The 24,134-nt window shown below is 43.2% G+C and carries 25 protein-coding genes; 10 read left to right on the top strand and 15 right to left on the bottom strand.

From position 1 onward, the window contains the following. Position 1: 1 nt before the first annotated feature. The 5 genes from AC5FX4_RS08010 to AC5FX4_RS07990 all read right to left on the bottom strand — a co-directional run bounded on the left by AC5FX4_RS08010 (position 2) and on the right by AC5FX4_RS07990 (position 4,767). Entirely contained in the window at positions 2-565 is a 564-nt protein-coding gene (locus tag AC5FX4_RS08010; RefSeq protein ID WP_493605912.1) for a hypothetical protein, read from the bottom strand. A gap of 69 nt (positions 566-634) precedes the next feature. Next, positions 635-1,759, bottom strand: a complete 1,125-nt coding sequence (locus AC5FX4_RS08005) for an HBL/NHE enterotoxin family protein (protein ID WP_493605911.1) — start codon at positions 1,757-1,759, stop codon at positions 635-637. A 53-nt stretch (positions 1,760-1,812) separates the two neighbouring features. Next, positions 1,813-2,913 carry a hypothetical protein gene (locus tag AC5FX4_RS08000; RefSeq protein WP_493605910.1) on the bottom strand — a complete coding sequence of 367 codons (1,101 nt, stop codon included), beginning with the start codon at positions 2,911-2,913 and terminating at the stop codon, positions 1,813-1,815. A 511-nt stretch (positions 2,914-3,424) separates the two neighbouring features. Beyond that, entirely contained in the window at positions 3,425-3,736 is a 312-nt protein-coding gene (locus AC5FX4_RS07995; protein ID WP_493605909.1) for a cupin domain-containing protein, read from the bottom strand. Positions 3,737-3,864: 128 nt separating this feature from the next. Then, a complete protein-coding gene (locus AC5FX4_RS07990) occupies positions 3,865-4,767 on the bottom strand; it encodes a LysR family transcriptional regulator (RefSeq protein ID WP_493605908.1) in 903 nt (300 codons plus the stop codon). A gap of 143 nt (positions 4,768-4,910) precedes the next feature. Between AC5FX4_RS07990 and AC5FX4_RS07985 the strand changes: the two genes are divergently transcribed. From AC5FX4_RS07985 to AC5FX4_RS07975, 3 genes are all read left to right on the top strand, one after another. Then, positions 4,911-5,582, top strand: coding sequence for a type 1 glutamine amidotransferase domain-containing protein (locus tag AC5FX4_RS07985; RefSeq protein WP_493607791.1), 672 nt, complete (start codon positions 4,911-4,913; stop codon positions 5,580-5,582). Positions 5,583-5,650: 68 nt separating this feature from the next. Next, complete coding sequence (curA, locus tag AC5FX4_RS07980) at positions 5,651-6,694, top strand: NADPH-dependent curcumin/dihydrocurcumin reductase (RefSeq protein WP_493605907.1); 1,044 nt, start codon at positions 5,651-5,653, stop codon at positions 6,692-6,694. An 11-nt stretch (positions 6,695-6,705) separates the two neighbouring features. Beyond that, positions 6,706-7,314 (top strand): glutathione S-transferase family protein, encoded by a 609-nt coding sequence (locus AC5FX4_RS07975; protein ID WP_493605906.1) that lies wholly within the window; start codon positions 6,706-6,708, stop codon positions 7,312-7,314. 200 nt (positions 7,315-7,514) lie between these two features. On the opposite strand, the gene AC5FX4_RS07970 is transcribed toward AC5FX4_RS07975, so the two are convergent. Then, positions 7,515-7,958, bottom strand: coding sequence for a DUF2798 domain-containing protein (locus tag AC5FX4_RS07970; protein WP_493605905.1), 444 nt, complete (start codon positions 7,956-7,958; stop codon positions 7,515-7,517). 99 nt (positions 7,959-8,057) lie between these two features. Between AC5FX4_RS07970 and AC5FX4_RS07965 the strand changes: the two genes are divergently transcribed. Then, a complete protein-coding gene (locus tag AC5FX4_RS07965; RefSeq protein WP_493605904.1) occupies positions 8,058-8,495 on the top strand; it encodes a MarR family winged helix-turn-helix transcriptional regulator in 438 nt (145 codons plus the stop codon). Positions 8,496-8,516: 21 nt separating this feature from the next. On the opposite strand, the gene AC5FX4_RS07960 is transcribed toward AC5FX4_RS07965, so the two are convergent. From AC5FX4_RS07960 to AC5FX4_RS07950, 3 genes are all read right to left on the bottom strand, one after another. Beyond that, the gene (locus tag AC5FX4_RS07960) at positions 8,517-9,008 is read right to left on the bottom strand and encodes a DUF1579 domain-containing protein (RefSeq protein WP_493605903.1); all 492 of its coding nucleotides are present in this window, start codon (positions 9,006-9,008) and stop codon (positions 8,517-8,519) included. A gap of 116 nt (positions 9,009-9,124) precedes the next feature. Next, positions 9,125-9,421 (bottom strand): hypothetical protein, encoded by a 297-nt coding sequence (locus AC5FX4_RS07955; protein WP_493605902.1) that lies wholly within the window; start codon positions 9,419-9,421, stop codon positions 9,125-9,127. Positions 9,422-9,565: 144 nt separating this feature from the next. After that, positions 9,566-9,946: a HopJ type III effector protein gene (locus tag AC5FX4_RS07950; protein WP_493605901.1), complete on the bottom strand. Its 381-nt coding sequence runs from the start codon at positions 9,944-9,946 to the stop codon at positions 9,566-9,568. A gap of 168 nt (positions 9,947-10,114) precedes the next feature. Here AC5FX4_RS07950 and AC5FX4_RS07945 point away from each other — a divergent pair, with 168 nt between their 5' ends. Continuing rightward, positions 10,115-11,500 (top strand): hypothetical protein, encoded by a 1,386-nt coding sequence (locus AC5FX4_RS07945; protein WP_493605900.1) that lies wholly within the window; start codon positions 10,115-10,117, stop codon positions 11,498-11,500. Here the strand turns inward: AC5FX4_RS07945 and AC5FX4_RS07940 are convergent. Further along, on the bottom strand, positions 11,490-12,212 hold the full coding sequence (locus AC5FX4_RS07940; protein WP_493605899.1) for a helix-turn-helix domain-containing protein: 723 nt from the start codon (positions 12,210-12,212) through the stop codon (positions 11,490-11,492). The genes AC5FX4_RS07945 and AC5FX4_RS07940 overlap by 11 nt on opposite strands. Before the next feature lie 175 nt (positions 12,213-12,387). Continuing rightward, positions 12,388-13,254, bottom strand: a complete 867-nt coding sequence (locus AC5FX4_RS07935) for a helix-turn-helix domain-containing protein (protein WP_493605898.1) — start codon at positions 13,252-13,254, stop codon at positions 12,388-12,390. A gap of 321 nt (positions 13,255-13,575) precedes the next feature. Here AC5FX4_RS07935 and AC5FX4_RS07930 point away from each other — a divergent pair, with 321 nt between their 5' ends. From AC5FX4_RS07930 to AC5FX4_RS07915, 4 genes are all read left to right on the top strand, one after another. Next, positions 13,576-16,227: a TonB-dependent receptor gene (locus tag AC5FX4_RS07930; RefSeq protein ID WP_493605897.1), complete on the top strand. Its 2,652-nt coding sequence runs from the start codon at positions 13,576-13,578 to the stop codon at positions 16,225-16,227. A gap of 41 nt (positions 16,228-16,268) precedes the next feature. Continuing rightward, entirely contained in the window at positions 16,269-17,756 is a 1,488-nt protein-coding gene (locus AC5FX4_RS07925) for a tryptophan halogenase family protein (RefSeq protein ID WP_493605896.1), read from the top strand. Between the two features lie 106 nt (positions 17,757-17,862). Then, positions 17,863-19,128, top strand: a complete 1,266-nt coding sequence (locus AC5FX4_RS07920) for an MFS transporter (RefSeq protein ID WP_493605895.1) — start codon at positions 17,863-17,865, stop codon at positions 19,126-19,128. Then, positions 19,129-20,010: an ROK family protein gene (locus tag AC5FX4_RS07915; protein ID WP_493605894.1), complete on the top strand. Its 882-nt coding sequence runs from the start codon at positions 19,129-19,131 to the stop codon at positions 20,008-20,010. Positions 20,011-20,097: 87 nt separating this feature from the next. Here AC5FX4_RS07915 and AC5FX4_RS07910 read toward each other — a convergent pair whose 3' ends face one another. From AC5FX4_RS07910 to AC5FX4_RS07900, 3 genes are all read right to left on the bottom strand, one after another. Beyond that, the gene (locus AC5FX4_RS07910; RefSeq protein ID WP_493605893.1) at positions 20,098-21,102 is read right to left on the bottom strand and encodes a sphingomyelin phosphodiesterase; all 1,005 of its coding nucleotides are present in this window, start codon (positions 21,100-21,102) and stop codon (positions 20,098-20,100) included. 412 nt (positions 21,103-21,514) lie between these two features. After that, a complete protein-coding gene (locus AC5FX4_RS07905) occupies positions 21,515-22,576 on the bottom strand; it encodes a serine hydrolase domain-containing protein (RefSeq protein ID WP_493605892.1) in 1,062 nt (353 codons plus the stop codon). A 285-nt stretch (positions 22,577-22,861) separates the two neighbouring features. Then, complete coding sequence (locus AC5FX4_RS07900) at positions 22,862-23,188, bottom strand: hypothetical protein (protein ID WP_493605891.1); 327 nt, start codon at positions 23,186-23,188, stop codon at positions 22,862-22,864. A 95-nt stretch (positions 23,189-23,283) separates the two neighbouring features. On the opposite strand from AC5FX4_RS07900, the gene AC5FX4_RS07895 reads away from it, so the two are divergent. Beyond that, positions 23,284-23,460: a hypothetical protein gene (locus AC5FX4_RS07895; protein WP_493605890.1), complete on the top strand. Its 177-nt coding sequence runs from the start codon at positions 23,284-23,286 to the stop codon at positions 23,458-23,460. 133 nt (positions 23,461-23,593) lie between these two features. Here AC5FX4_RS07895 and AC5FX4_RS07890 read toward each other — a convergent pair whose 3' ends face one another. After that, positions 23,594-24,118 (bottom strand): hypothetical protein, encoded by a 525-nt coding sequence (locus AC5FX4_RS07890; RefSeq protein ID WP_493605889.1) that lies wholly within the window; start codon positions 24,116-24,118, stop codon positions 23,594-23,596. Positions 24,119-24,134 lie beyond the last annotated feature (16 nt).

The following is a 24,134-nucleotide window of genomic DNA, read 5'->3' as shown; positions in this document are numbered from 1 at the left end:
TTTACCTTATTTGATTACCTTGGATTTGCTCGCATTGTTCACGCAACTGCACCAGCTCTTCCAAAGCGATTTTTAATTGTTTTACAACACCACTTAATTCAAATCGATTACTCACTTTAGGCAAGTGATACTTTTGTTCTTCAAATATCTTTATCCATAGCCGCCAGTACATTTCCATACTTTGTAACGCATGCAAACCCGCAACTAAGTGAGCATGTTCCTGCGTTTGCTCTGGAGTATCATCAAGTAGAGATTCTAAATGGCGTGTGATTCTCTGATGGTGCTCAACAAGAGACTCAACTTTTTGCTGTAAACGAGCAAACATCACTAACGCGTTTTCAATGTGCTGCCCATCCAATTGATCGCGCGCGAGCCAATCTATAAAAGTGGGCATATACGCATCAAATTGATTAACTAAATGAATGATAGCTTGGCTCAAATCGACCCGAAAACTGCGGCGCGCCTCTGCCCAATGTGCATTGTGTGCAGTTGTGTTGCCGCGACTTAAAGTGTGATTGAGCTGATTTATCCAAGCTAGGTCGAATACATGCTTTTCTGTACTCATCTTATCTCATTACTTGTCGTAAACACGCCCTAACCCCTGCCACAGCAGAGCTTAGGGCTAATCAGTTAATTAAGCCGCCGATGTCTCTTCTTGCGGCGCATCAATGGTGCCTTGGTTCGTGATCGACAGTGCCTCAACCTTTTCAGCAAACTGTTCCAGTTGACCCCACGCCGTTTGCGCAGACTCAATATCCAGTTTTTGCAAGATGCCGCCCACTTCATCTGCTTGTGCTTGTTCTAAGTCAGAGATAACTGATGTCATCTTCTGGCTCAGCGTTTCATACATGTCTAGAATTTGCGACAACGCCGTTTGCGCAGACTCATTCAGCGTCACCAAACCTTCTACTGTACTAATGATGGTCTGTAGCGCAGAAACCTGAGCTTGCTCCGCATCTAGTTCATTTTGCGCGTCATTAATGTCTTTTAGATCTTGTGTGATGTCATCATTCCAAATGACTGTGCCAGCTATCGCTGCTCCGGTGGCAACCACACCCACAGCACCTACAACTAAAGGCGCTGCCGCCCCCCCCGTTGCGACCGCTAATGCAAAACCCGCAACCGCTAAAAAGATACCCACACCAATGCCAATTTCAGATACTGTTGCAAGGGTCTTATCGTTCGCTAATTTCTGATTAAGCTCGCCAATTTTACCTTGAATTTCAATCACTTTATCTTGATCTTCATGTAATGCCGCAATCGCGCCATTGTTCCCATCAAGCAGGTTATTGTGATCCGTTTGGATGTCTTCTGAGAAAGTCACCAAATCAGATTGCGCTGTGGTGATAGTGCTCTTTTGCTGATCTAAACGCGCCAAAGTCGCCTGTAGTAACTCTATGATGGAGTTTTTCTGTGCATCCGTTGGATTACCACCCGCATCTTTAATAATGCCTAAAATATCATTGGTCGCATTTAAAAACGTGTTGTTATAGTTGATGATTGATTGCGGAATAGTCGCAAATAAACGCGGCCCTAAATCTTCAACCCACGAATCCGCGTGTTCTTTGGCGGTTGTTAGATTGGTTTGCATGGTATCAAACCAATCTGGCTGCGTGTCTAACCCTGGGATTGGGTTAAGTTGTACATTGAGCATGGCATGTGCGTATGCAGTCACAATGGTGTTGGCGTTTAAGTTGTCCGCTAAGTTTTGTTGCGTTTGATCTGTATCTGGAGCAAGTGTGTTAGTTGTATCAGTCATGGTTTTTCCTTAGTTTACTGATGGTTATATTATGAGTATCCACAAAGTGCGTGTTAGTTTGCTGGGGTACTCAAGGTAATTTTTTCTTGGCTTCTTGTAAGTAGTGACTCTTGAGCTTGCGTTGCGAAGGTGATCAACTCTTGCCAATTCGCCTCTGCCGCTTCAAGCGTAAGCAGGTTCGGTATTTTGCTCCACTCATTGCTTGGCTGAGCCAATGCAACAGAAATATTTTGTGCTTCTGCAGACAAGGTTGAGAGCAAAGCCTCAATGGTCGGGAACGCATCTTGATAATTCATGTTTTGGTATAACACCGTGTCAATGGATTGAATGAGCGAGCGCATTGCCATCATTTGGAAAGTCTCGTCGTTCGCTTCAACCATCAGCGCATTGATGGCATCAATATCTTGCTGCACTTCTTTGCTGTTGATCACCTCTTTGATGGTGTTAAATGCCACCTGCACTAAACCCACCGAAATAGAGATAATGGAACCCAATCCACCGGTTGCCGCTATCGTGACTGCAGACACAACAATACCAAACACAGCGGTCGCCGTGCCGACTTCTTCATGATTAAGATCTGACGACAAGCGCGCAATTTTTACTTGCAGTGCGCTGATCTGCGCCTCAATTTGCTGTAATTGTGTTTCGTCGTACTCAAGTACCGCTTCAGCTTCATTAACGGCATTGACAAGCTCCGTACGCGCCGCGGTAAAGTCGCTGATCACCTGGCGTAATTGCGTGTCATAGCCCGCTAACTTAGTGTTCGCTTGGCTACACATTTGACTGATCTCATTGCAGATTGCACTTAAATCAGCAACCTGAGTACTGCTTAATGATGTTGCGCCAGACTGCTTAGCTTGGTTAATAATTGTCTGCATTTCTGAGCAGGTATTAACACAAAAATTGCCTAAGTCCAGGACGCTTTGCGGTACCACGGAAAATATGGCAGGTCCGATTTGCGTTTCCCATGAGGATGCTTGAGTTTGCATGGTAGTAAGTGCTGAAGAAACAGCTGGATACCATGACGGCTCAACTTCTCCAGCATAGGGTAACGACAGTGATTTAACAGCAAGCTCACCCATTCCAACGGCATGTACCGTATTTAGGTTATCGGTAAGCGCTTGCTTGGTTAAAGAATTATTTAGACACAGCATGATGTTACATCCTTGCGAGTTGAGTTGTGGATAATTGGCGCAATCTCGATATGTTTTGTAGCTTCATCGCCTCAAAACACATAACTGCCTATTCAACATGCCAGTAGTATTAGGGCCAGCACGTTGTACCTCTTTCTCTATAAACCACTGACTTAAAATAAAAATTTTAATATCAGTGCATTGGTAAGGAAGAGTCTAGCAGGAATTTGCCATCACGCAATTACACGCAATTACCAATAAATCAACTTTTGATTTACATCACATTTGGCTACTCTAATATTGGATTAAAGTTTTTGCGGGACGCCAATAAAAAAGGCGTTGTAGAAAGTATTGCTGGCCGTTTACGAACTCTCGACTTTCGCCAGAACAACAGCAGATATTAGTTTGAGCACTGCCACCTTCCATTTAATAAGTCTCATCGCCTTAAACGAGTGGCGTTAGCTGTATGCAAAGGGATCACAAGATACGGTCCCTTCACTAGAGCTGTTTGTGAGCAATTTATAACTCGTACTTAAACACTCCCCTGTGATTCAATCACCAATATTCTCGCTTCACCTTTAGGATGCGCAACGTGCTCAGTGCCGACAGACGCATAAAAAATATCGCCAGTATGAAGCAAAGCCGATTCTTCTACTCCATCAACTTTGAAGAACATTTCAACCGTGCCATCTAACACCACAAACACCTCTTCACCATCATTGATATGCCATTTGTAGGGTTGGTCGGTCCAATGCAAACGTGTGGTAATACCATTCATGTTGGCAATGTCCTTTGCACCCCAAGCACGTTCAGCTGTGAATTCTTTACTTCTGATGATTTCCATCCTGTCCCCTATAGTTTGATCCTTAGTTATCCATGTTCTTACTTCGCTATCGTGTCAGTGCTAGTAGATGTTAGATGACAAGCAACATGGCCGTGTGCACGACTCGCGTTTTTAAATAAATATTATACCTAACGCTCGTGCCCAGCATTATTGTCATCCCACTTTGCAAAATACTCTAATAAAAAGTCAATCGCGAGGCGCGCTCTAAGTGGCATAAACTGTTTATTTTGATAGACAATCCAGCTAGTCGCGCCCGAAGTACAAAAAGATTGCAATATTGGAACTACCCTTTGCGCTTTAAGCGACTCGTTAAATGTGCTTTGTGGCATATAAGCAATACCTAAGCCCATTTCACAAGAAGCGACAACCACGTTTGAGTTATTACTTCGCCAGTTACCCGATACTTTTATGCTCTGCTTCGCTCCATCAATATTGAATGTCCAATGATCATTATTGGCAATAATACAGCGATGGCTTTTAAGCTGATTGGGATGATTGGGTGTACCGAACTTTTCTAAATAGTCAGGGCTTGCAACCGCCATCATTGAGCGGCTAATCAATTTACGGGCGATCAAATTTGAATCATTAAGTTCCCCATAACGAATTGCGAAATCAATACCATCTTCCACAAAGTTGACCATTCGACTATTAAAGTCCATATCAATGGTCAGCTCTGGGTGTGCCTTGGCAAACTCCATCAACGCTGGCGCAAGAAAACTCTCTGCAAATCCACCTGCCGCGCTGACTCTAAGCGTGCCATTAAGATTAAATTGTTGCTGATTCAAACGTTCATTTGCTTGTTGTAAACCAGTGACCAATTGCTTGCATTGCTGGTAATAAAATGCCCCATTTTCAGTCAGGTTGATCTGCCTCGTTGTACGAGCCAGCAAAGTACATCCAACACGTTTTTCAAGGCGCGCAATTTGTCTGCTTATGTGGCTAGTGCTGCAATCTAGCTTTTTGGCAGCGGCAGTAAACCCACCACTTTGTGCAACCGCTACAAATTCAAATATCCCTTCAAAACTGTTCATGGTGGCCCTTTGTCTGTATTCAATACAGAAATTATTGCTATTTAGCAAAAGAGTTTACCATAAAATGGTTATTATCATTAATTTGGAAAAGATATAAAGTAGCCCCACTTAAGTTTGCAACAATACAGCACAAGGCAACCATGATGAAAAAAGTTCTTATTCCTGTAACCAATCACGCAACATTGGGCAGCACCAATCAAGCAAATGGCACTTATGCACCAGAGCTCACCCATGTGATCCATGTGCTGAATGAAAACAATATTGCCTATGACATTGCATCAATTAGCGGCGGGAAAGCACCGTTATATGGTACAGATATGGAAAATGATAACGTTAATAATCAGATCCTAGGCGATGAGTCTTTTCAAACTCAAATAAACAACACCATTCCAGTGTCTGATATCAATATACAAGATTACGACGCCATTTTTTACCCAGGTGGTTTTGGCTTGCTTTCAGATTTAGCCAATAATGAAGCCATGGCACAGCTTGCTGCTACACATTTTGAAAACGGCGGTATTATCGCTGCGGTATGCCATGGTCCTGCAGCACTATTACCCATTCAGTTAAGCAATGGCCAAGCATTGATAGCAGATAAATCTGTTACCGCATTTACCCGCGAGGAAGAAATCGATTTTGGCACCATTAACGACATTCCATTCTTACTTGAAGAGGCACTGACACGTAAAGCCCAACAATATCGCAAAGTGCAACCATGGAAAGAGTTTGTCATTGAAGACAAGCGTGTTATCACAGGTCAAAACCCAACGAGTGCACACGCGGTGGGTGTCGCTCTGGCCAAATTATTAGCGTAATAATCGCTGCTATACGTGGTCTTTTTTGACACGAGAAATAACAAACAGAAACTCAAACTGGTTAAAGTATGAATCAAAACCGTAACACTAATCGCCAAATCACTTTGGCATCGCGTCCAAGCGGCGCACCCACTGCTGAGAACTTCAATTTTATCAGCACTGATATTCCCATACCCAATAAAGGTGAGATGCTATTAAGGACTGTCTATCTCTCACTTGACCCATATATGCGTGGACGCATGAATGACGCGAAGTCTTACGCTGAACCTGTCGCAATAAATGGCGTAATGGTTGGTGGCAGCATCTGTCGCGTTGAAGAATCAAATCTGGCCGGATTTGAGCAAGGCGATTTAGTGGTTGCTTTTGGTGGCTGGCAAGACTACAGCGTATCCAATGGTCAAGGCGTAGTTAAACTAGATAATGCCGTGGCAAATCCATCCTATGGTTTGGGTGTGCTTGGCATGCCAGGGCTAACCGCTTATATGGGGTTAATGGACATTGGCCAACCACAGCTGGGTGAAACACTGGTGGTTGCAGCAGCAACCGGTGCGGTAGGCAGCCTAGTTGGCCAAATAGGTAAACTGATGGGTTGTAAAGTCATTGGGATTGCTGGCAGCAGCGAAAAATGTGAGTACGCAGTCAAAGAGCTCGGCTTTGATGCATGTTTAAACCACAACGCCGACAACTTAGCCGAACAATTAGCCAACGCCTGCCCGCAAGGTATTGATATCTATTTTGAAAACGTCGGTGGCAAAGTATTTGATGCCGTCATGCCATTACTCAATGCCAAAGCGCGCATTCCACTGTGTGGCCTGATCTCTCAGTACAACAATACAGAGTTACCACCTGGACCAGATCGTATGTCTTTGCTCATGGGCAACTTGCTGGTTAAACGTATTAAAATGCAGGGTTTTATCGTATTTGACGACTATGGTCATCGTTACAGTGAATTTCAACAAGCTATGATGCCATGGATTCAATCGGGGCAAATTAAATACAAAGAAGACAAAGTCATCGGACTTGAAAACACGGTGTCCGCATTCATTGGCTTATTACAAGGTGAAAACTTCGGCAAGCTCGTCATACAAGTTGGCCCAGAGCATCTAGATTAAGGGGAAAAACCATGTTTAAAGTACATCACCTAAACCAATCTCGCTCTACGCGCGTCTTATGGCTATTAGAAGAATTACACATCCCCTATGAAGTAGAGCATCATCAACGCGACGCTCAAACTCAGCTGGCCCCGGCCAGCTTAGGCAAAGTGCACCCGCTTAGTAAAGCGCCAGTAATTGAACACAACGGCCTAACCCTTTGCGAATCAGGTGCAATAATTGAATATATTCTTGATCAGGATGAGCTTAGTCGACTACGTCCAGAAAAAAGCTCTACTGAATACTACAAATATTTGGAGTGGCTGCATTTTGCTGAAGGTTCTTTGGCTCTACCTGTGATCATACATTTGTTGATGCAAATGGAAGAACGCAACGGCTCACAAGCAATGGATAACTACATATCGAAAGAGTTAAATTTAGACTTTTCATACATTGATAACACCCTAAGCCAACAAACGTACTTTGCTGGCGCACAATTTACCGCCGCAGATATCATGATGACCATCATATTAGAAATTGCTGAACGCTTAGGACTTACGAAAAACAGGCCACATATAGAACGTTTCTTAACTCGCATGAAAGAGAGGGAAGCATATAAAAAAGCCCGTTCACTGGGCTAAAATTTACCCGCTAATAACCAACCATGTAAGCTTTGTATATTCATAAACTGACAAAGCTTACATTTAGCAAATGTGACAGCTTAAACTTAGCCCTCTCGCTAATATAAGTTGTAGAGCCTTTAAAACCCCGCTCTCATGTTTAAGCAGCGCTAGGGTAACCTAATCGAATCAAGCGGTTTTGGAAGCGTGCTTTATCCGCATTAGCTAGCCATAAACCGCTGTAAACGCGGTTTTACCAACAACGACATAAATAAAGAAATTATCAGACCAACAGGCAGCGCGATTAAAAATGCTTGCCACCAAAAAGGCACAAATTCAGACCAAGACGCGTATGTCACGTTATTCAACGTGGTGACAAAAGCCATCACACTTTCCATGATCACCGCCATAGAAATACCGATAACCATATTTTTTACCGCCTCCTTCACCGATGGTAACAATAATCCGACGACTTTACTCACCCCCATCATAAGTAAAAAACCGACGGGTGCAACGGTCAACGCGGACCATAAAGTGGATGATAGCCATTGTGTAAAAAAGCCTTCAGCAAACCCTAAATTTTGATAAGTCATCACAAATGTTAACGTCCCGATAAGTGTAAAAATCAGAGACACCAACGCCAACAGTTTCTTAATCAATTTCATACATCACTCCAAACCAACACTTAGTTGACAAAGTCAACAATAGACAGGGGCAATGCTATTTGCTATTGTTGATAATGTCAACCATTTGGAGTATCAATTTTGTACAAAGAAATGCCTCATACCTTTTTAACGCTCACGTTTAGTTTTAAATCTTTGGTATTTAAAGCGATTAAAGAATCAGGTATTGATGTCGTACCGATGGAGATCCAATCGCTACATTTGATCAACAAAGTAAAAAACTGCACTGCGTCATTCATGTGCGAAAAAATGTTGAGAGATAAAGGGCAGGTAGCACGATTAATTCGAGAACTTATCAATAAAGGTTTGATAGAAAAATTACCCAACCCTGAAGATACGCGTAGTCAACTTATTCGACTCACACAGCATGGGCAGGATGTACTTAGTCATGTGCAAAAAGTTGAAAATGTGATAGTTGCAAAGATGCAAAAAAACATCGCGCAAGATCAGCTAGAAGCATTTAATGAGATCGCTTCAGCGATGATAGGCAACCTCAGAGAAGATGGCTTATCACCCTAAAGCGGTCCAAAAATGTGGCTGTTACGCACCTTTTGGCATGAATACCATTTCCCAATTCACTTCCCAGGTTTTGCCCTCATCCAGTGAAAAAGCTTGCTGCCAGGTTGGCTTTTTTGGATTGGTTGAATTCCAAATAAACCGAACCTTTATGGTGGCGTCATTAAACGTATCATCGGCATAAAAACAGCCGACGCCCTCTTTAAACTGACCAACGACAGGCGTATCTAAAACACTCGGATTGCGGCCATCTAACCACCAAATAGACCACTCGTTAGTTTGTGTATTATAAGAGCGGATAGCTTTGGCACGTACTGAGCCGCTCGGCATGTGTAGATGATTGTCTTCTACATTACCCAGCCCACCTAATGTTTTGACTGTTGACGATTGCCCCTCAAATTCATACCACTCATCTGAGCCGCTTAAGATGTGCTTCAAACGGCGATGTTTAACCACCCAATCACCAATAATAAAGTCAAAGTCTTTAGGTTCATTGGGCTCTAAATGATCTAGCATACATAGTCCTGTTGTATTATTTTTGTAATTTCCCGTAAACACTAACACAAAAACTGTATAAATAAACAGTTAAATTCCTTTGTATACTAAACAAGCCCTCTATGTAAAAACCTGCTTTATCGGTCAATCTGTTTGGCTATCACCAAAGTACTGAAAAACAACAAAACGGGATAGATTAGAAATAGCTCAAAGCGAATATTACAGCCCTCAGGACAAAGGTAACCGTATTTCATCAACACTTCGTACACACCATAGGCAAACCATAAAACAAGGGTCAGCTTAGCTGTTTTTGTGGGGTTGCATTTATGCAAAAAAACATAAATACCGCAAATTAAAAACGCGATAAATGGAAATGGTATGAGTAGTTTGGCCAACAACTCGATTGGGTAAGTCATGATCTCCATATGTAGCATCTAATTTTCCTTCGTTCTGTTCATATCATTCTTGAATCATCGCATTAAATACCATACTGGGCATCTCAAAACCTTTATTTTGAATGAGACAGCGGAAAAGTAAGTACTTACAAAAAATGAAATCGTTTCTTCATCCATGTGTGACTAGTCGTTACTGTTTGTCTTGCTCTTGAGAGCTTGCCCAGAAAACGACACGCCTTGCCAACCAAACTGAATAAAGTTTCGAATGTTGCCGTGATCGCTCCTCTCGGGATTTTGCAATACATCCTCACGATAGAATCGGCCAAAACAATGTAAGGTTGCTTGCTCGGATAAACCATGCAACTTCGCAAATGCTAAGATTTTGCATGATCCTAAGTTCGTACCAGCTTCATTAACTTGCTCGCCATTGCGAAATGCCACGGGCGAAAAGTTATAAAAACGGTCGATCAGTGAAATGGTTTGCTCAAACTCAACATTTTGCCCATTGGTATTAAGCAGTTCAATAAATTGACTGATCTCTGCCTGTTGATTTTGGTTTGTCATTACTGCGCTCTCAATAAAAGAAAATACACTAGCATTTATGAATATTAATGGCGAAGTTTTTTCCATCAATAGCGCTGTTATTTAAACATTTTCATTTACTTAGCCAACCTAGCCCGGTTGACTTGTGCTACAATAACAAGGTCACTAATTCGGAGGTCGAGCATAAGAGTGAGCAGAGCAACATTAAGCCAAGACGAAAACTTATCTTTTAAAATCCACTATCAACTCCTTCCTAAAGAGACAACTCAGCTTGACCTTTATTTTTCCATCCCAACCGACATGGGGATCAATGAAAACACGCTCAATGAAGTAGATTTTTTTAACGCCAACATCAAAAGCCACAGTGCGTACTACTCTGAACAACTGCATTTACCACTCGTTCACAGCCGCTTTATTAGTCAAAATAAAGGGCAAAAAACTGGCTACCGCCTTAATTTAAATCTGTATTGCTATCAAATCCGCATTGCGCTAGAAGCCGATGTAACAGCCACACTGCAACTCAAGGAGCCTGAAGAGTTTTTTCCTGCTGCCGCCTTGTTGGTTGAGCAAACAGACAAATTATTAAAAATGCTTAGACGCTATACACCACCCGACAACAAGCTTAAATCTTACTTTCAAAATGCAGACAACTACTTAAGTTGGCATACTGAACAAGCCTTTTTAAAACTCCTTTCGAGCGGCCCTAAATCAAGTGAGTTTAGTGATGAACGCGCAGTGCTTATCGAGTTTTGCCAGCAAGAAAACCAATACCGAATTGAACAAACGTATAACTCTCAAGTCACGCTGGATGATCCAAACCGGATCACGAATAAGATGAAACTGCTCGAGCGCCTGATCGAATATGGCGTGGTTTTCAATAAACAAACTATTGATTTAACTTTGAATCTAAAGCGTCTGGTCAAAGGGCTGGTTACAGGCGTGATCATGGCATTTGTGATGTTTATCGTGCTCAACGCGCGGTCAAACTTTCAGGAAGTGACCCTTGCCCTTATCGCTTTACTTGGTGTTATTTACGGGCTTCGAGAAACATTTAAGGAAGACCTTACTCAATGGGCTTGGCGACTTATTCAGCGTGGCCGTCCTAAATGGCGCAATAAATTTAAAAGTTCAGTCAGTGATGACATAGTCTGTACACAAACCATATGGCTTGAGCATATTCGTAAAAAAGACCTACCCAAAGAAGCTGTTAAATTGCTCAAACAAAGACGACAGCAAAACAAACAAGCGGCTCATTTGATGCATTTTTGCAGTAAAAACCACGTCCACCTCAGTGAGTTTTTACCGGGGTACGATGAAATACAACAACGCATCACTTTTAATATGGCGTCATTTGTTCGCTACCTAAAAAAAGGCGCGGGTAAGCTTTACACCTTAGATGGCCAAAAGGTGTCAAAAAGATCCGTTGAACGCCGCTATCAAATTAATTTGGTATTGCGCTTTACTAGCAACCAAGATGTGCAATTAGAGCGATACAAGTTAACCATGAACCGCTCAGAAATCGTTGCCATTGAACTGATGGAAGAAGAACTTAAAGAAGCGACGTCTAAGGTTTAATTAACCGTTTACCGACTAAAGTCAGCATAACCCCAGCGCAGAAGCACAATAAGCCAGCAAATTGCAGCCATGCATTTTCTGCTCGCTCACTCAATTTAGGCCCTTGAAAACGATAATGCCTTCTGCCATCTGTGACTGATTCAGTAAATGAACTCCCTTTATACTCTGAAGAAAATACCGTCTTTATATCTAAGCGTTTCGCCATAGCCAGTTCAACCTGGTCAAAAAATTCACGGTTGCTACGCTTATCATGAGGGATAAGATATACCTGCCACCTGCCATACAACTCGACCGGCTCATCCGCTTGCAACACACCTTGGGATTCATATTCAAACAGCTTTTCACTAAAAAATAGCTGTTTGTAACCACTCCAAAATAACCCGACACCAAGAGATACTAACAAAATGGCTAATATTGCCAGTTGTTTAGTTTGCTTTTGTTTTGATTGTTGATTTTGCTTATACCAATATTCGATGTCTGGAATTTGGCTTAACTCTGCGCGTTTACCTTGCACCGAAAGCGTTTTCATACACTCATCTAACGATAAATTGAGTGCTGTCAGTAACTTTCTAAATACCTCGTTGGAAGGTACCGACTTGTCGTTTTCTAGTTTAGATAAATAGCTTTGCTCAACACACATTTGCTCTGCTAACTGTGGTTGGCTTAAGCCTTTTTGTGTGCGGATCTGTTTAATAAAGTGTCCTAATGTCATCACGGTCATCCTCGTTTATTGTTGTTGCGACCCGGCACATTCTTGGGAATTCCTTGATAAATACCAAGGTGAATATTCAGGAATAAGCATGAATATCATAACATTACATAAAAACCATGTCTTACATTGAATGTCCAATCAAAACTTAAAATAGGCAATGAAGATCTAGCTCAGGTCAATACAAGGCTTTTTGACGCAGTCGTGCACGAAACTCACTGGGCGTACACGCTTTCAACGCTTGAAACCGACGATTAAAGTTTGAAATATTATGAAAGCCACATTGATCCGAAATCACACTAATGGGTGACGCGGAACTAATCAGCAGTTTACATGCCTTAGCAATGCGCAGCTGATTAATAAATTCCGTCACCGTCCGCTCCGTGCGCTTTTTAAAGAAGCGGTGAAAGTGATTAGTGCTCATGTGCACCTGCTGCGCAAGCTCATCGGCGCTTAATTTGTCGGTGTAATTATCATAGATATAAGCAATCACTCGATCGAACTTGTCTTTCGCAGGGTCATGGCGCGCATCAAAACGAAAGCCACTACTCGCCAAATGTTGATACTCCGACGTTGTCATCAGCGTTAACATTTCGAGTAGCAGTACAAAGCGCATTAACGGCTCAGCATCCGCTATTTGTTCAAACCACACTTTCGCTTGTTTTGCGACCTCCACAGAAAACTTAACGCCACGGCGGGCTGCATTTAACAATTCAGATAGGCCATGTAATTCAGGATGCTGTGCCACCAAAGACTCCAACCAGTGCGCAGGTATTTGTGCAACATGAACAACATGAGCGGAGTGATCTGAATTAGGTTTTGACTGCCAAGTATGCGGTAAGTCAGGGCCCAATATTACTAAATCCAAATCATCGTAGGGCGCAATATGATCGCCCACATGGCACACACCAACACTATTAAGTGTCAAACAAATCTCATACTCCGGGTGATAATGCCAATTAAACGGGATTTCAGGTAATTGATAAAGACAATAGCGCCATGAACACCCGGGGGATGGCAGTACTTTTTCGTACATCGCTCGCACAGTAATTTCCTTTTACGTTTAGGTCTGATGACGCTTGCTGAAGGTCAACACACCATGTTAAACCTTTTCAAGATCAGAATGTTATAAAATCAAAAGCGAACAGACGTTACACTATTTTGCATATCATGCAAATTCAATCATTCATCAGTATTAATCTATCAGAATATAACGCTTGCCATAAATGCCTTGAAGTATTTCTGCCAAAAAATCATCACTAAAGCGTGAAAAGTATCACTAGTAGATAGAAATATACCGCTTAAAAAACACACAAGGCGATACGCTAGATTCTGCTAATAAAAAATAGGAACAATGGGCAGAACAATGAAAACAACTAAATTGAAACAATTTAAACGCAATAAACTTGCCGCCATCGTAACAGCAAGCACCTTATCACCCGTTTTACTCGCCGCAGCACCATCAGCATTAGCACAGGAGCCAAGCGCAAATGAAAATGTCGAAGTGATTGAAGTAAGAGGCATTCGTCGTTCACTTGAAGCGTCAATGAACACCAAGCGCTTTGCGGATGGTATTGTCGATGCCATCACCTCGGAAGACATTGGTAAGTTTCCAGACAAAAACATTGGTGATGCGCTACAGCGTATTTCAGGGGTCACGGTCGACCGCCAATATGGTGAAGTGAGCGGCGTTACGATCCGTGGTACAGCACCAGAACAATCACGTATTTTGTTAAATGGTCAATCTGTTGCCAGTACCGATTGGTATGATTTAGGTCCAGCAACACGTACTTTTAACATGGAGTTATTATCTGCGGAGCAAGTTTCAGCGGTTAACGTCTACAAAACGCCAGAAGCAAACATTGAGGAAGGCGCACTGGGTGGTACGGTAAATCTTGTGACCCGTAAACCACTCGACTTAAAGGCGCACACGTACATGGTGTCGGCAGAAATGGGCCGCTCCACTTTGTATGATGAAAATGATTTAAGTGGCTCATTTTTAGGCAGCTGGAAAAATGACGATGAAAAGTTTGGTGTTCTAGCGGCTTATTCTATTGAGAACCTAACTTCGGGCCGTCATGTTATTGAGTCCATCGGTGGCTACTATGAATATTTTGCAGCCAATCAAGATACAGGCCAAGCATCCACAGTAGGCGCTTGGGCTATCGGCTCACAAGCATTCAGAGCAGAACGTGAGCGTACCAGCGCGCAACTCACGGCACAATTTGCACCAAGCGATAACACGGAGTTCACGGTTGACTACTTCCGCTTTGAATTTGACAACCCGCATGTAAACCATAACTTTCTTACCGTAAGTGCCCGAGGTGCAGGTACCGTTGATGTGCAAAACAACGCGGCTGGCGGTACGCAGCGTGCACGCATTCTGCCAGCTTATGCGAACATCATATACAACCCAGTTGTGCGTAACGCCGTTAACATGAAAGCCGATGTATTAAACTTAAGCGGTAAATATATTGGAGAAACCTTTGAGGTAAGCGGTGTAATTGGTCACTCCGGATCAGAAGGTGGCACACAGTTTGGCTCATCAAGTTGGTGGATACCGGCTACTGATGAAGGTGGTCGCATTGACGATCCCGCATTCCCTGATGGCCAAAACAGCACCGACGGCGGCTTTACATACGACGCGTCAGGTCCTTATCAAATCTGGTTTGATTCATTAGACCCAACTAATGCGAGCCAATTTAAACACGCTCAAGAAGCTAACTTCCAAACAACGGTACAAGAACACGATGTTAGTTACGCACAAGCAGATGTAAAGTGGACGCTAGATAATGCTTATTTCACTAATATTCAAGCCGGTGTAAAGATAAACCAAAACGAGTTTTCACGTGTTGCGTTGCAGCGTAACCCTGCAGAAATATTAGGCTTTGTACCCAATCCAAACCTTGCCGACTGGAGTAATGGCGTATTTACCGATCTTCATTCACAAACTGGAGGCCACATTCTTAACTCTTACGCTAAGTTAGATGAAGATAAATGGTGGCACTTTATCAAGGGTAAGTATGAAGCGGGTGAATTAGTTGAAGTGAAAGCGCTCGGTAACACGTTTAACGTTGAAGAAGATATGCTCGCTATCTATGTGCAAAGTGACTTCAGCGGTGAAAACTTCCGCGGTAATATCGGCTTACGCTATGTGGATACCGAGCAAAAGTCGCTTGGTTACGTCGATAATCAGAAATTTGCTGAAACCGTTCATTATGATAACTGGCTACCTAGCATCAACTTTGCCTACGATTACAGCGACGATGTTATCATTCGTGCCGCCGCATCTAGCGTTATGTCTCGCACAAATTACAGCGACTTAAAGCCAGGTCTGTCCATTGATGCGAACTTTGGTTCTGCCACAGGTGGTAACCCCAACCTTAAGCCATACGAGGCAGATCAAGCAGATATTGGTGTGGAATATTACTTCACCGAAGCGTCTTTGTTCTCGGCAGCGGTTTTTGTGAAGAAAATTGACAACGTTGTTTTTTCTGCTGAAGCCATTGAATACGTAGACGGATGCGGTACTGATCCATCTAAATATGATCAGTGTCGAGTCACACGTCCACGTAGCAACGGCGATGGTGATGTAACCGGGGTAGAACTTCAGCTTCAACATAGTTTTGATAATGGCTTTGGCTTTATTACTAACTACACCTATGTGGATAGTGAAACCACCACGCCCGAAAATACCAAAGAAATGGTGCCCGGTGTCTCTGAGGACTCATTCAACGGTTCACTGTTTTTCGAAAATGAGCAATTTAGTGCACGTATCGCCTATAACTGGCGTAGTGAATGGATTGGCGTTGGTGCAGCGCAAGCCGTGCGTAATGACAGCTATCAGCAATGGGATGCATCTGTGGTATGGCATGCGACGGAAAATCTGGATGTCAGCTTAGAGGGTGTGAACCTGACCAATGAGGTTATTCAATCTTACGACACCAACTACAACTTAACGCAGAACACCATTGAATTTGGTACTCGTTATTACCTTGGCGCTAGCTATAAGTTCTAACCTTGGAGCCCCAGTCGTTAGACGGCTGGGGTCGTTTGCCTATGAAAAAAATACATTCACTCACCATTCTTGGCGGCGGCACCGCTGGTTGGATGTGCGCAGCCTATCTTGCCAAGCACCAACCCAATTTATCAGTCACGGTGATTGAGTCATCGAGTATTGGCAGAATTGGCGTTGGCGAAGGCTCAACGCCACATTTGCAACTTTTTATGCAAAGTCTTGGCGTAAAAGAGCACGATTGGATGCCTGCGTGCCAAGCAAGCTATAAAACCGGGATCTATTTTGATAACTGGAATGGCGACAATGACCGCTATTTTCATCCCTTTTTCAGCGAAATGGATGCAAAAACGGCGGAAGTCTACTTTGTCAACGCCAATGCCAGACGTCGTGGCAGCGAACGTATAGATAAACCAGAGCATTACTTTTTAGCGGCCGTACTTGCCGACAAGCAACAAGCGCCACTGCCACAAGGCCCGTTACCAAGGGCAATAGAATACGGCTATCACTTTGATGCGCAAAAACTAGCCGATTGGTTAAGAGCATTTAGCCTAGCGCGAGGCGTAAAACATATTCAAAGTACGGTGAGTAGCGTACAGCATCATGCCAAAGAAATTAATGCACTGACACTTGAGTCGGGTGAGCAGGTGAAAAGCGATTTTTACGTTGATGCCTCAGGATTTAATGCACTGTTGATAGAAAAAACACTGAAAGTGCCCTTTATTTCCTTTGCCGACCAGTTACTCAATGATTCAGCTGTCGCGATTGCCGGCGATAAAATAAACCCGCTACCTTCAAGCACTTCAGCTATCGCGATGCCGTGCGGCTGGCGCTGGCAGATCCCACTGCAAGGCAGAACCGGACATGGTTACGTGTACAGCAGCGCACATACCACCCCCGAAGAGGCTGAGGCTCAGCTGCGTCAAGCCGCGCAACTCGATAAAGGGCAAGCTAAACACCTCACCATGAAAGTCGGCATGATGGCACGTAGTGTTGAAAGTAATGTGTTTGCCATCGGTCTCGCACAGAGTTTTATTGAGCCACTCGAAGCCACTGCGCTGATGGTCACAGGGTTTAGCATCGAATTGCTAAATAGGCTGCTTTCGCAGCAACTTGAGGCAGAAGCTATCAATCAACAGCTGTCTGATCTTGTGCTCGGCATCAAAGAGTATGTACTGGCCCACTACGCCACCAGCAAGCGCGCAGATACGCCGTATTGGCAAGATGCAAAAGTCGCAGCGCTGAGTTTGAACGAACTTGATGCGTTACTCTCACACTGGCGTGCTGGCGGCGACTTTGATGCTTGGCTCAACCAACATAGACCAAGGTCACCTTATATTCGTCCAAGTTGGTATTGCTTACTTGGCGGCATGGATCATCGTGATAGCGCCTGCCAAATGCCCTTTGATCAAGCGCCACAGCATATTGAACAAGCGGCAAAGGCCTATCTTGCGAAGCTGTGTGACGAACATTTTATTGCCCATACAACCGCACTGGAACAATTACAGCGAGCAAACGCAATCAGTGCATAACCCAATTGCGGGTGGTGGTGAGATTCCCCTTGATCTTTTTGTTTGTCTGCCCACAAGCGAGATCGCCATACCATCACCCGCTTTTAATTAAAGGTGGAATTACAACATGAAAAAAAGCGACCTAGTGATAGCCTTAGTATTGGCGACTTTTTTCACCGTGTCCTTTATCACCAATATTTTAGGCGCGATTTTTCCTGCATTAATCGAGAGTTACAACATAGGCCTAACGCTCGCGGGGCTATTCCCGTTCGCTTTTTTTATCGCCTATGGTGTGATGTCTATTCCTGCGGGACTGCTCGTTCAGCGCTTAGGTGAAAAAACTGTCATGCAGCTGGCATTTGCCCTTGCAGCGGTTGGTGCAACGACCTTTGTGTTACTGCCAACGTTTATTATCGCCATGATTGCGCTGTTTATGTTGGGCTGTGCCATGGCTTTGCTGCAAGTGGCTATCAATCCACTGTTGAGGGCGAGCGGTGGCTCGGAGCATTTTGCCGTGCTGTCGGTGCTTGCGCAGTTGATGTTTGGTGCAGCCGCAACGCTCGCGCCTCTGGTGTATAGCACACTGCAATCTCAGGTCATCACCTCTGAAGGATTGGGCGGTGCGCTGTCTGCTATTATCCCAACTGATAAAACGTGGCTAAGCATTTATGCCGTCTTCGCGCTCCTGAGCGTGGTTATGCTGTTACTCTCGCAATTTACGCCATTTAGCGCCGTACCTGAGCAAAAAAAGCAGCAACTAAGCTGGTCGCAAAGTATCCGTTTTTTTAGAGATAAAACTGTATTGAAATTTTTTGCTGCCATCGCCGCTTATGTTGCTCTTGAACAAGGCGTTGCCAACCTTATCTCCGTCTTTTTGCTGCAATATCATGACCTAGATCCAACCTCGGAAGGCGCAAAAGTCGTGAGCGAATTCTGGCTATGCTTAACCTTAGGTTGCTTACTTGGGCTAGTACTGCTTAAATTTATTGATGCACAAAAGCTGTTGATTTTATTCAGTCTTGGCGCCGCTATCGCGCTGTTGAGTGCATTATTTGGCACTACCGCAGTGGCGCTTACGGCCTTTCCCGTTGTGGGGTTTTTCCTCTCCATTATGTGGTCAGTTATATTTGCTCTGGCATTAAATTCGTTCAAAACCGGCCATGGCGCAATCACAGGTATCTTATGTACTGGGATCATTGGCGGTGCCTTGATGTCTCCCATCATAGGTTTTGCGGCCGAATTGAGTGACGACTTACAACTGGCTGCCCTACTGTTGCTATTACCACTTAGCTATATTCTGAGTGTTGGTGTATGGGCTAAACCTTTGATTAAGAATAAAACTGTTGGCAATAGCCAAAAGGCGTTATCTCAACCTATCAATGAAAATAATTAAATGACAATGAATCACTCTTTGTTATGCATCGACTTGGGTGGCACCAAAGCCCTTGTGGCGTCTGTTGTGCGTACTCAGGTTGAGCAAGTGCGCCAGTATGCAGTGCCTAATCGAGCTAGCTTCGACCAAGTGAATGCCTTTGTTATCCGCTTAATCGAAGAAAACCTATCGGCTGAAACAACCGGCATTGCGATTGGTGTACCCAGCACACTGGATGTGTACAGCGGCACCGTACTGAATACACAAAATATTCCCCACTGGCAAAATGTGCCTTTAAAGCAATTGTTAGAACAGCGTTTTTCGTTGCCCATTGTCGTGCACAACGACGCGAACTGCTTTGCATTTGGTGAATACTTATATGGTGGCCACCACGCCAAAAACCTGATTGGCGTGAGCCTTGGCACAGGTATTGGTGCCGGTTTTGTGTTAAATGGAAATTTGTATACGGGTAATCATAGTGCCGCCGGAGAGTTAGGTAACTTAAGTTATCTTGATGGTATTATTGAAGATTATGCTTCTGGGCAGTTCTTTGCTCGACAAGGAATTGAAGGAAGAAAGCTGGCCGAGCAAGCACAGTGTGGCGACTCGTTCGCATTACAACAATTTGCGACGTTTGGTAGTCACGTTGGTCATGCGCTCGCTCAAGTTGTGATAGTGCTGAACCCTGATGTTATCGTACTTGGTGGCTCAGTGACACAGTCATATGACTATTTTAAAACCACGCTTGATGCAAAGATGCAGCAGTTGCTTGGTGATACTTTATACCGTTCCGTTCACGTCATGCCAAGCACCTTAAATCATGCGCCGCTTTTAGGGGCATACGGATTGTTTCAACACAATAAAATAAACCACGATAACAAGGAACCAGCCAACGAAATTTAATCGACTGATTCCTCCAATTTTTTGGGGTTGTTGCCCTTTTATTTTCAATCCGTTGAGCGATGTAATTTCATCGCTCAAACTTTAAAATTAAAACTCAAAGTTAACCTGTACTGGGTAGTGATCGGATAATTCATTGTAATAACCATTGTGATAATAACGGCCACTGCTTAAATTCCAGTTCCCTTTCAAATAACTCCAATACCAGTTGTTTGGCGCTTTTGGGTAGCGAACGGCCATGTTTGGGTTGTTTATTGGCTGCTTGTGATCGCGGTGCCAAAATACATAATCAAGTGTGTCGTTATACTCTAGGCTGTACTCAAAATAGTAGGCATTCGCTTTGGTAAACCAGTTGTGCTTTGCTGAATACGAACCTATCTCTGGAGTTGCAAAGTTTAAATTTGCGCGTGCCGTGCTCAGCATCTCGGCAATTTCGCCTTGTTTGCTCCATTCCACATTCATATCACCGCCGATAATCACGGGCTCATTGGCTGGAATGTTTTCTTTCTCAATAAAAGATTGAATTTCGCTTAGCTGCCCCATACGAACACGGTGTTCTTCTTGGGTATTATCATCGTGCGTCGCTTGTAAATGCGTACCAATTAAATGATAGCGCTGTGCCTCTTTTTCAATCTCAACATAAGCAAACCCTTTGTTTGCCATGTGATCCCAGCTACCACTTAAACTGTTATTAAACACATGCGCTTTTTGCGAAATGATCGGGTATTTAGAAATAATTACCACCCCACCACGAATAACAAATGGGCTATTTGAGCAATTACCCGTTAACGCATCCCAGCCGCTACCACTACAGTTTTGCCCCACATTCGGCGTTTGGTAAGGGTATTGTGCCGCCAAAGCTGCCAATGCTTGCTCGCCCTCACTATTAAAAACTTCACTCACCAGAATAACATCTGGGCTGTCACTTAATGATGTAAGCACCGCAGGTAAACGTTCTGCCCTATTATCTTGATCCCAGTCCTGAACACTCAGTTGCATAATGTTATACGCCATCACTTTGAGTGAGTCAGCCATACTGTGTGCACTCACCAACATCAACGAACTTAGCAAGGCGTGCTTTAGTTTTAGTTTCATTTACAGCTCCAATCCAGTGTTATTTTTTTAGTCATCATGGAAAATTCACTCGCGGCAGTACTAACATGGTGCTGTCATAACGAGTAAAAATTAGGAGCTAGAATCTAATGATGAAACGTGTCGGTTTAATTGCGTTAAACCGCACTTTTTATGAAGCTTTTCTTTGATTTATATTGCTTTTTTATGTCTTTTAAAATTGATGAGCATGTATGAGGGAATAAATATTGGCTTGCGAAAAACGCTTTGATAGCAGGTTTTGAGCGATAACAGCTTTCGACAGAAATAACTGCAAAGTGTGACTTGGTGTAAGTTATCGGAAACTAGCAACCGCGTGCTTAGTCATAGCTTTGAAAACCCACACCACCTTAGTTGTTCACGGGTTACGTAATTTTGATGGAACCGCTTTGAACACTTATTTCACTGCGCCTTCGTATCGCTCAACAATGGCGTTGGAAATGTCATTTAACGCTTCCTGCATATCACTAGTTGCTATATTCGTAGCCATAAAAATACCGACTTTTTGTTTAGGGTAAATTGCCAACCAGCTGGAACTGCCCATCGACCCACCACTGTGATAATACATTGGCTCGCTTGAGTTATATTGGTAGGTATTCCAAAAAAAAGCATGCCCATGACTTCTAGCACTTCCAGCAAGCAGTGTTTGGGATAAGGCAATCTCTAGTGAAGAGGTATTTAGTAAATAGCGCATATATTGAGACATTGACGCAACGGTGGAGGTTAACCCTCCTTCAGCTGAGGAATAGCGACTGAGTAACGGCTGTAATTTACCTTGCTCATCCATGCCGACTGTTATCTCACTAATTTCAGGCTCACTAAGGCGAAACTGCGTATCTTGCTCACCCGATTTATTCGTAATAAATTCAGCAACTAGCGCAGGCAGTGGCTTGTTGTAAACCTGTTCTAAAATGTACCCGACAAGCACAGTACCCACATTTGAATACCGATATTCATCTCCAGGTACTGAAGTAAGTTGATATTGCCCTAAATCCTTAAAAAATTGTGTTTTAGAGTACTTAGCAATCTTCTCAAACACCCGACCATTGCGCCTATCTTCATGGGAATAAGCGAAGTCTTGCGGTAAACCGCTTCGATGTGTGGCTAAATGACGCAAAGTGATGGGCGTATTTGAATATTGCATATTGTCATAACCGTCACGCCCCAAGTACGCTCTGATATCGTCATCTAGCTGTACTTTTTTATCTATCACCGCCTTTGCAAGGAGTAACCCAGTATAGGTTTTTGTAATGGAAGCAATTTCATATACAGTATTACTATTAGGCTTTTCGCCATTGGGCAATTGACCAAAATGCGCCTGATAAGTGTGCTCACCACTAACAATGACAATAGCCGCTACCTGCGAGTTTTTGTGCTTTAAAAGATCATTCAGCTCATCAGCAACAAACGACTCTAAGTCTTGCTCAGTGCCATTCTGACACGCGGTTAATAGAGACATTGAAATAACAAAGGCAGTCGCAATGATGGGTTTTATAAAGTGTGGCAGCACGGTCATCCTATTTGTGCAAAATTCAGTTCAATCGCTTGAGCTTAATGCTTTGGCTTTATTAAATAAATGATTATATTGTAAAAATCTATTTCTTCTGCCAACATTCTGCATATTGCGGATGCTTTTTTTTGAGGCCGAGAAAAGTAGTTAATTCAAATAACACGACTGGTTAAAGTTACTCCATCATATTCTAGTTATGACAGAGTAACGAGAGCCCGCTGGCAAGGGACGATATTAGTTAGACCAAGCGATATTGACAGTAAAATAAGTCAGGCGTGAGTTTTTGGTTCTGCATTCATCTCTAGGAATATACGAAGGACAGTCGCTGTTCACTTCAGGGTTTATAACGCGGCTTCTTAGCTCCAGCTCTACATCTCTCAACAACTTGCCATTTGCCAATGCACTTACCCCCGCGCCATTAAGCGGAATGCCTGAGCCACGACGAAATCCCCCGCCTCTTTTAGACTCGTTATAAAATCGATTAGGCGACGTAAAAAAGCCAATCAATATTTCATAATTTGCCACCAGCACCGCTTCTTCAAACGTGTAGCTGTAACTCACGCTATTAATTGTGGCGTTATAAGGTGCCCCTAAATATTTGATACAGTTACTAAAAGGCAAACGGATCCAGTGACCAAATTACACCACCTAAATTAATGAAAACGATATATCAATCGGCGAGCAGTTCTTCATACAAAGAGCTGGTATCACTAAAAGGCGCAAACCATGGGGAAAGTTTAGATCACATGCAATTTCAGCCAACGATTAATGCATTTTTCAAACGTGTGGCAAACATCAAAACGTCACAAGCGGCTGGAAGAGTACTTCGCTAAGCTAGTAGGACTGGCTCAAAATGCACCATCTGCTGAGCACACCTGAACACTTCTGCTGCAAATTGCTGCTCGGGTTGCTGTTCAGCTTGTTCTGATTAAGTTAAACACTCGGAGCGAACGCTACTCAAGTTCTCTATTCTCTAAGAGTGTCTACGTTAATTTTCTGTGCGAGCTGAACAGCGTTAAACAACAAAGCAAATATATCCTCGCTTAATCCACTTGCTCTGTTATTAAATTGTTCCGCAGCTTTCTTCATATAATATTTGATACCACCAGTTTTAGAAATAAAACCGCCATCCTTTGGTGATAGAATGAAAACAAAATCCAAATCGAGTCCTAACAAGTAAACATTATGCTCTAAAAACTCTAATAAGAATGATTGCAAACCAGTTTCATCAATGTAAGCTGAAATACAGCTCGCATTAAATTTCAGCTCTCTACGTTCAAATACTTCAATCTCTCCAGATTCAATACTAATATCACTTAGAGCTATGCTCGAGCCTTGAAACATCGAAAGCAACCTATCCAACAAATACTTAGGAATCGGTTCATAAACTTCATCAATTATAGAAGTTGCAATTACTAATTCATAAGACCTACACAGGGCTATGCTTTGAGGCAACTGCGATAAGTCGATAATTTTTTTCAAGTCAATCATGCCACTTAACCCTCCG

It is taken from the genome of Pseudoalteromonas sp. ATL1 (genome assembly GCF_058933015.1).
This window is presented reverse-complemented; position numbering and strand designations above follow the sequence as displayed.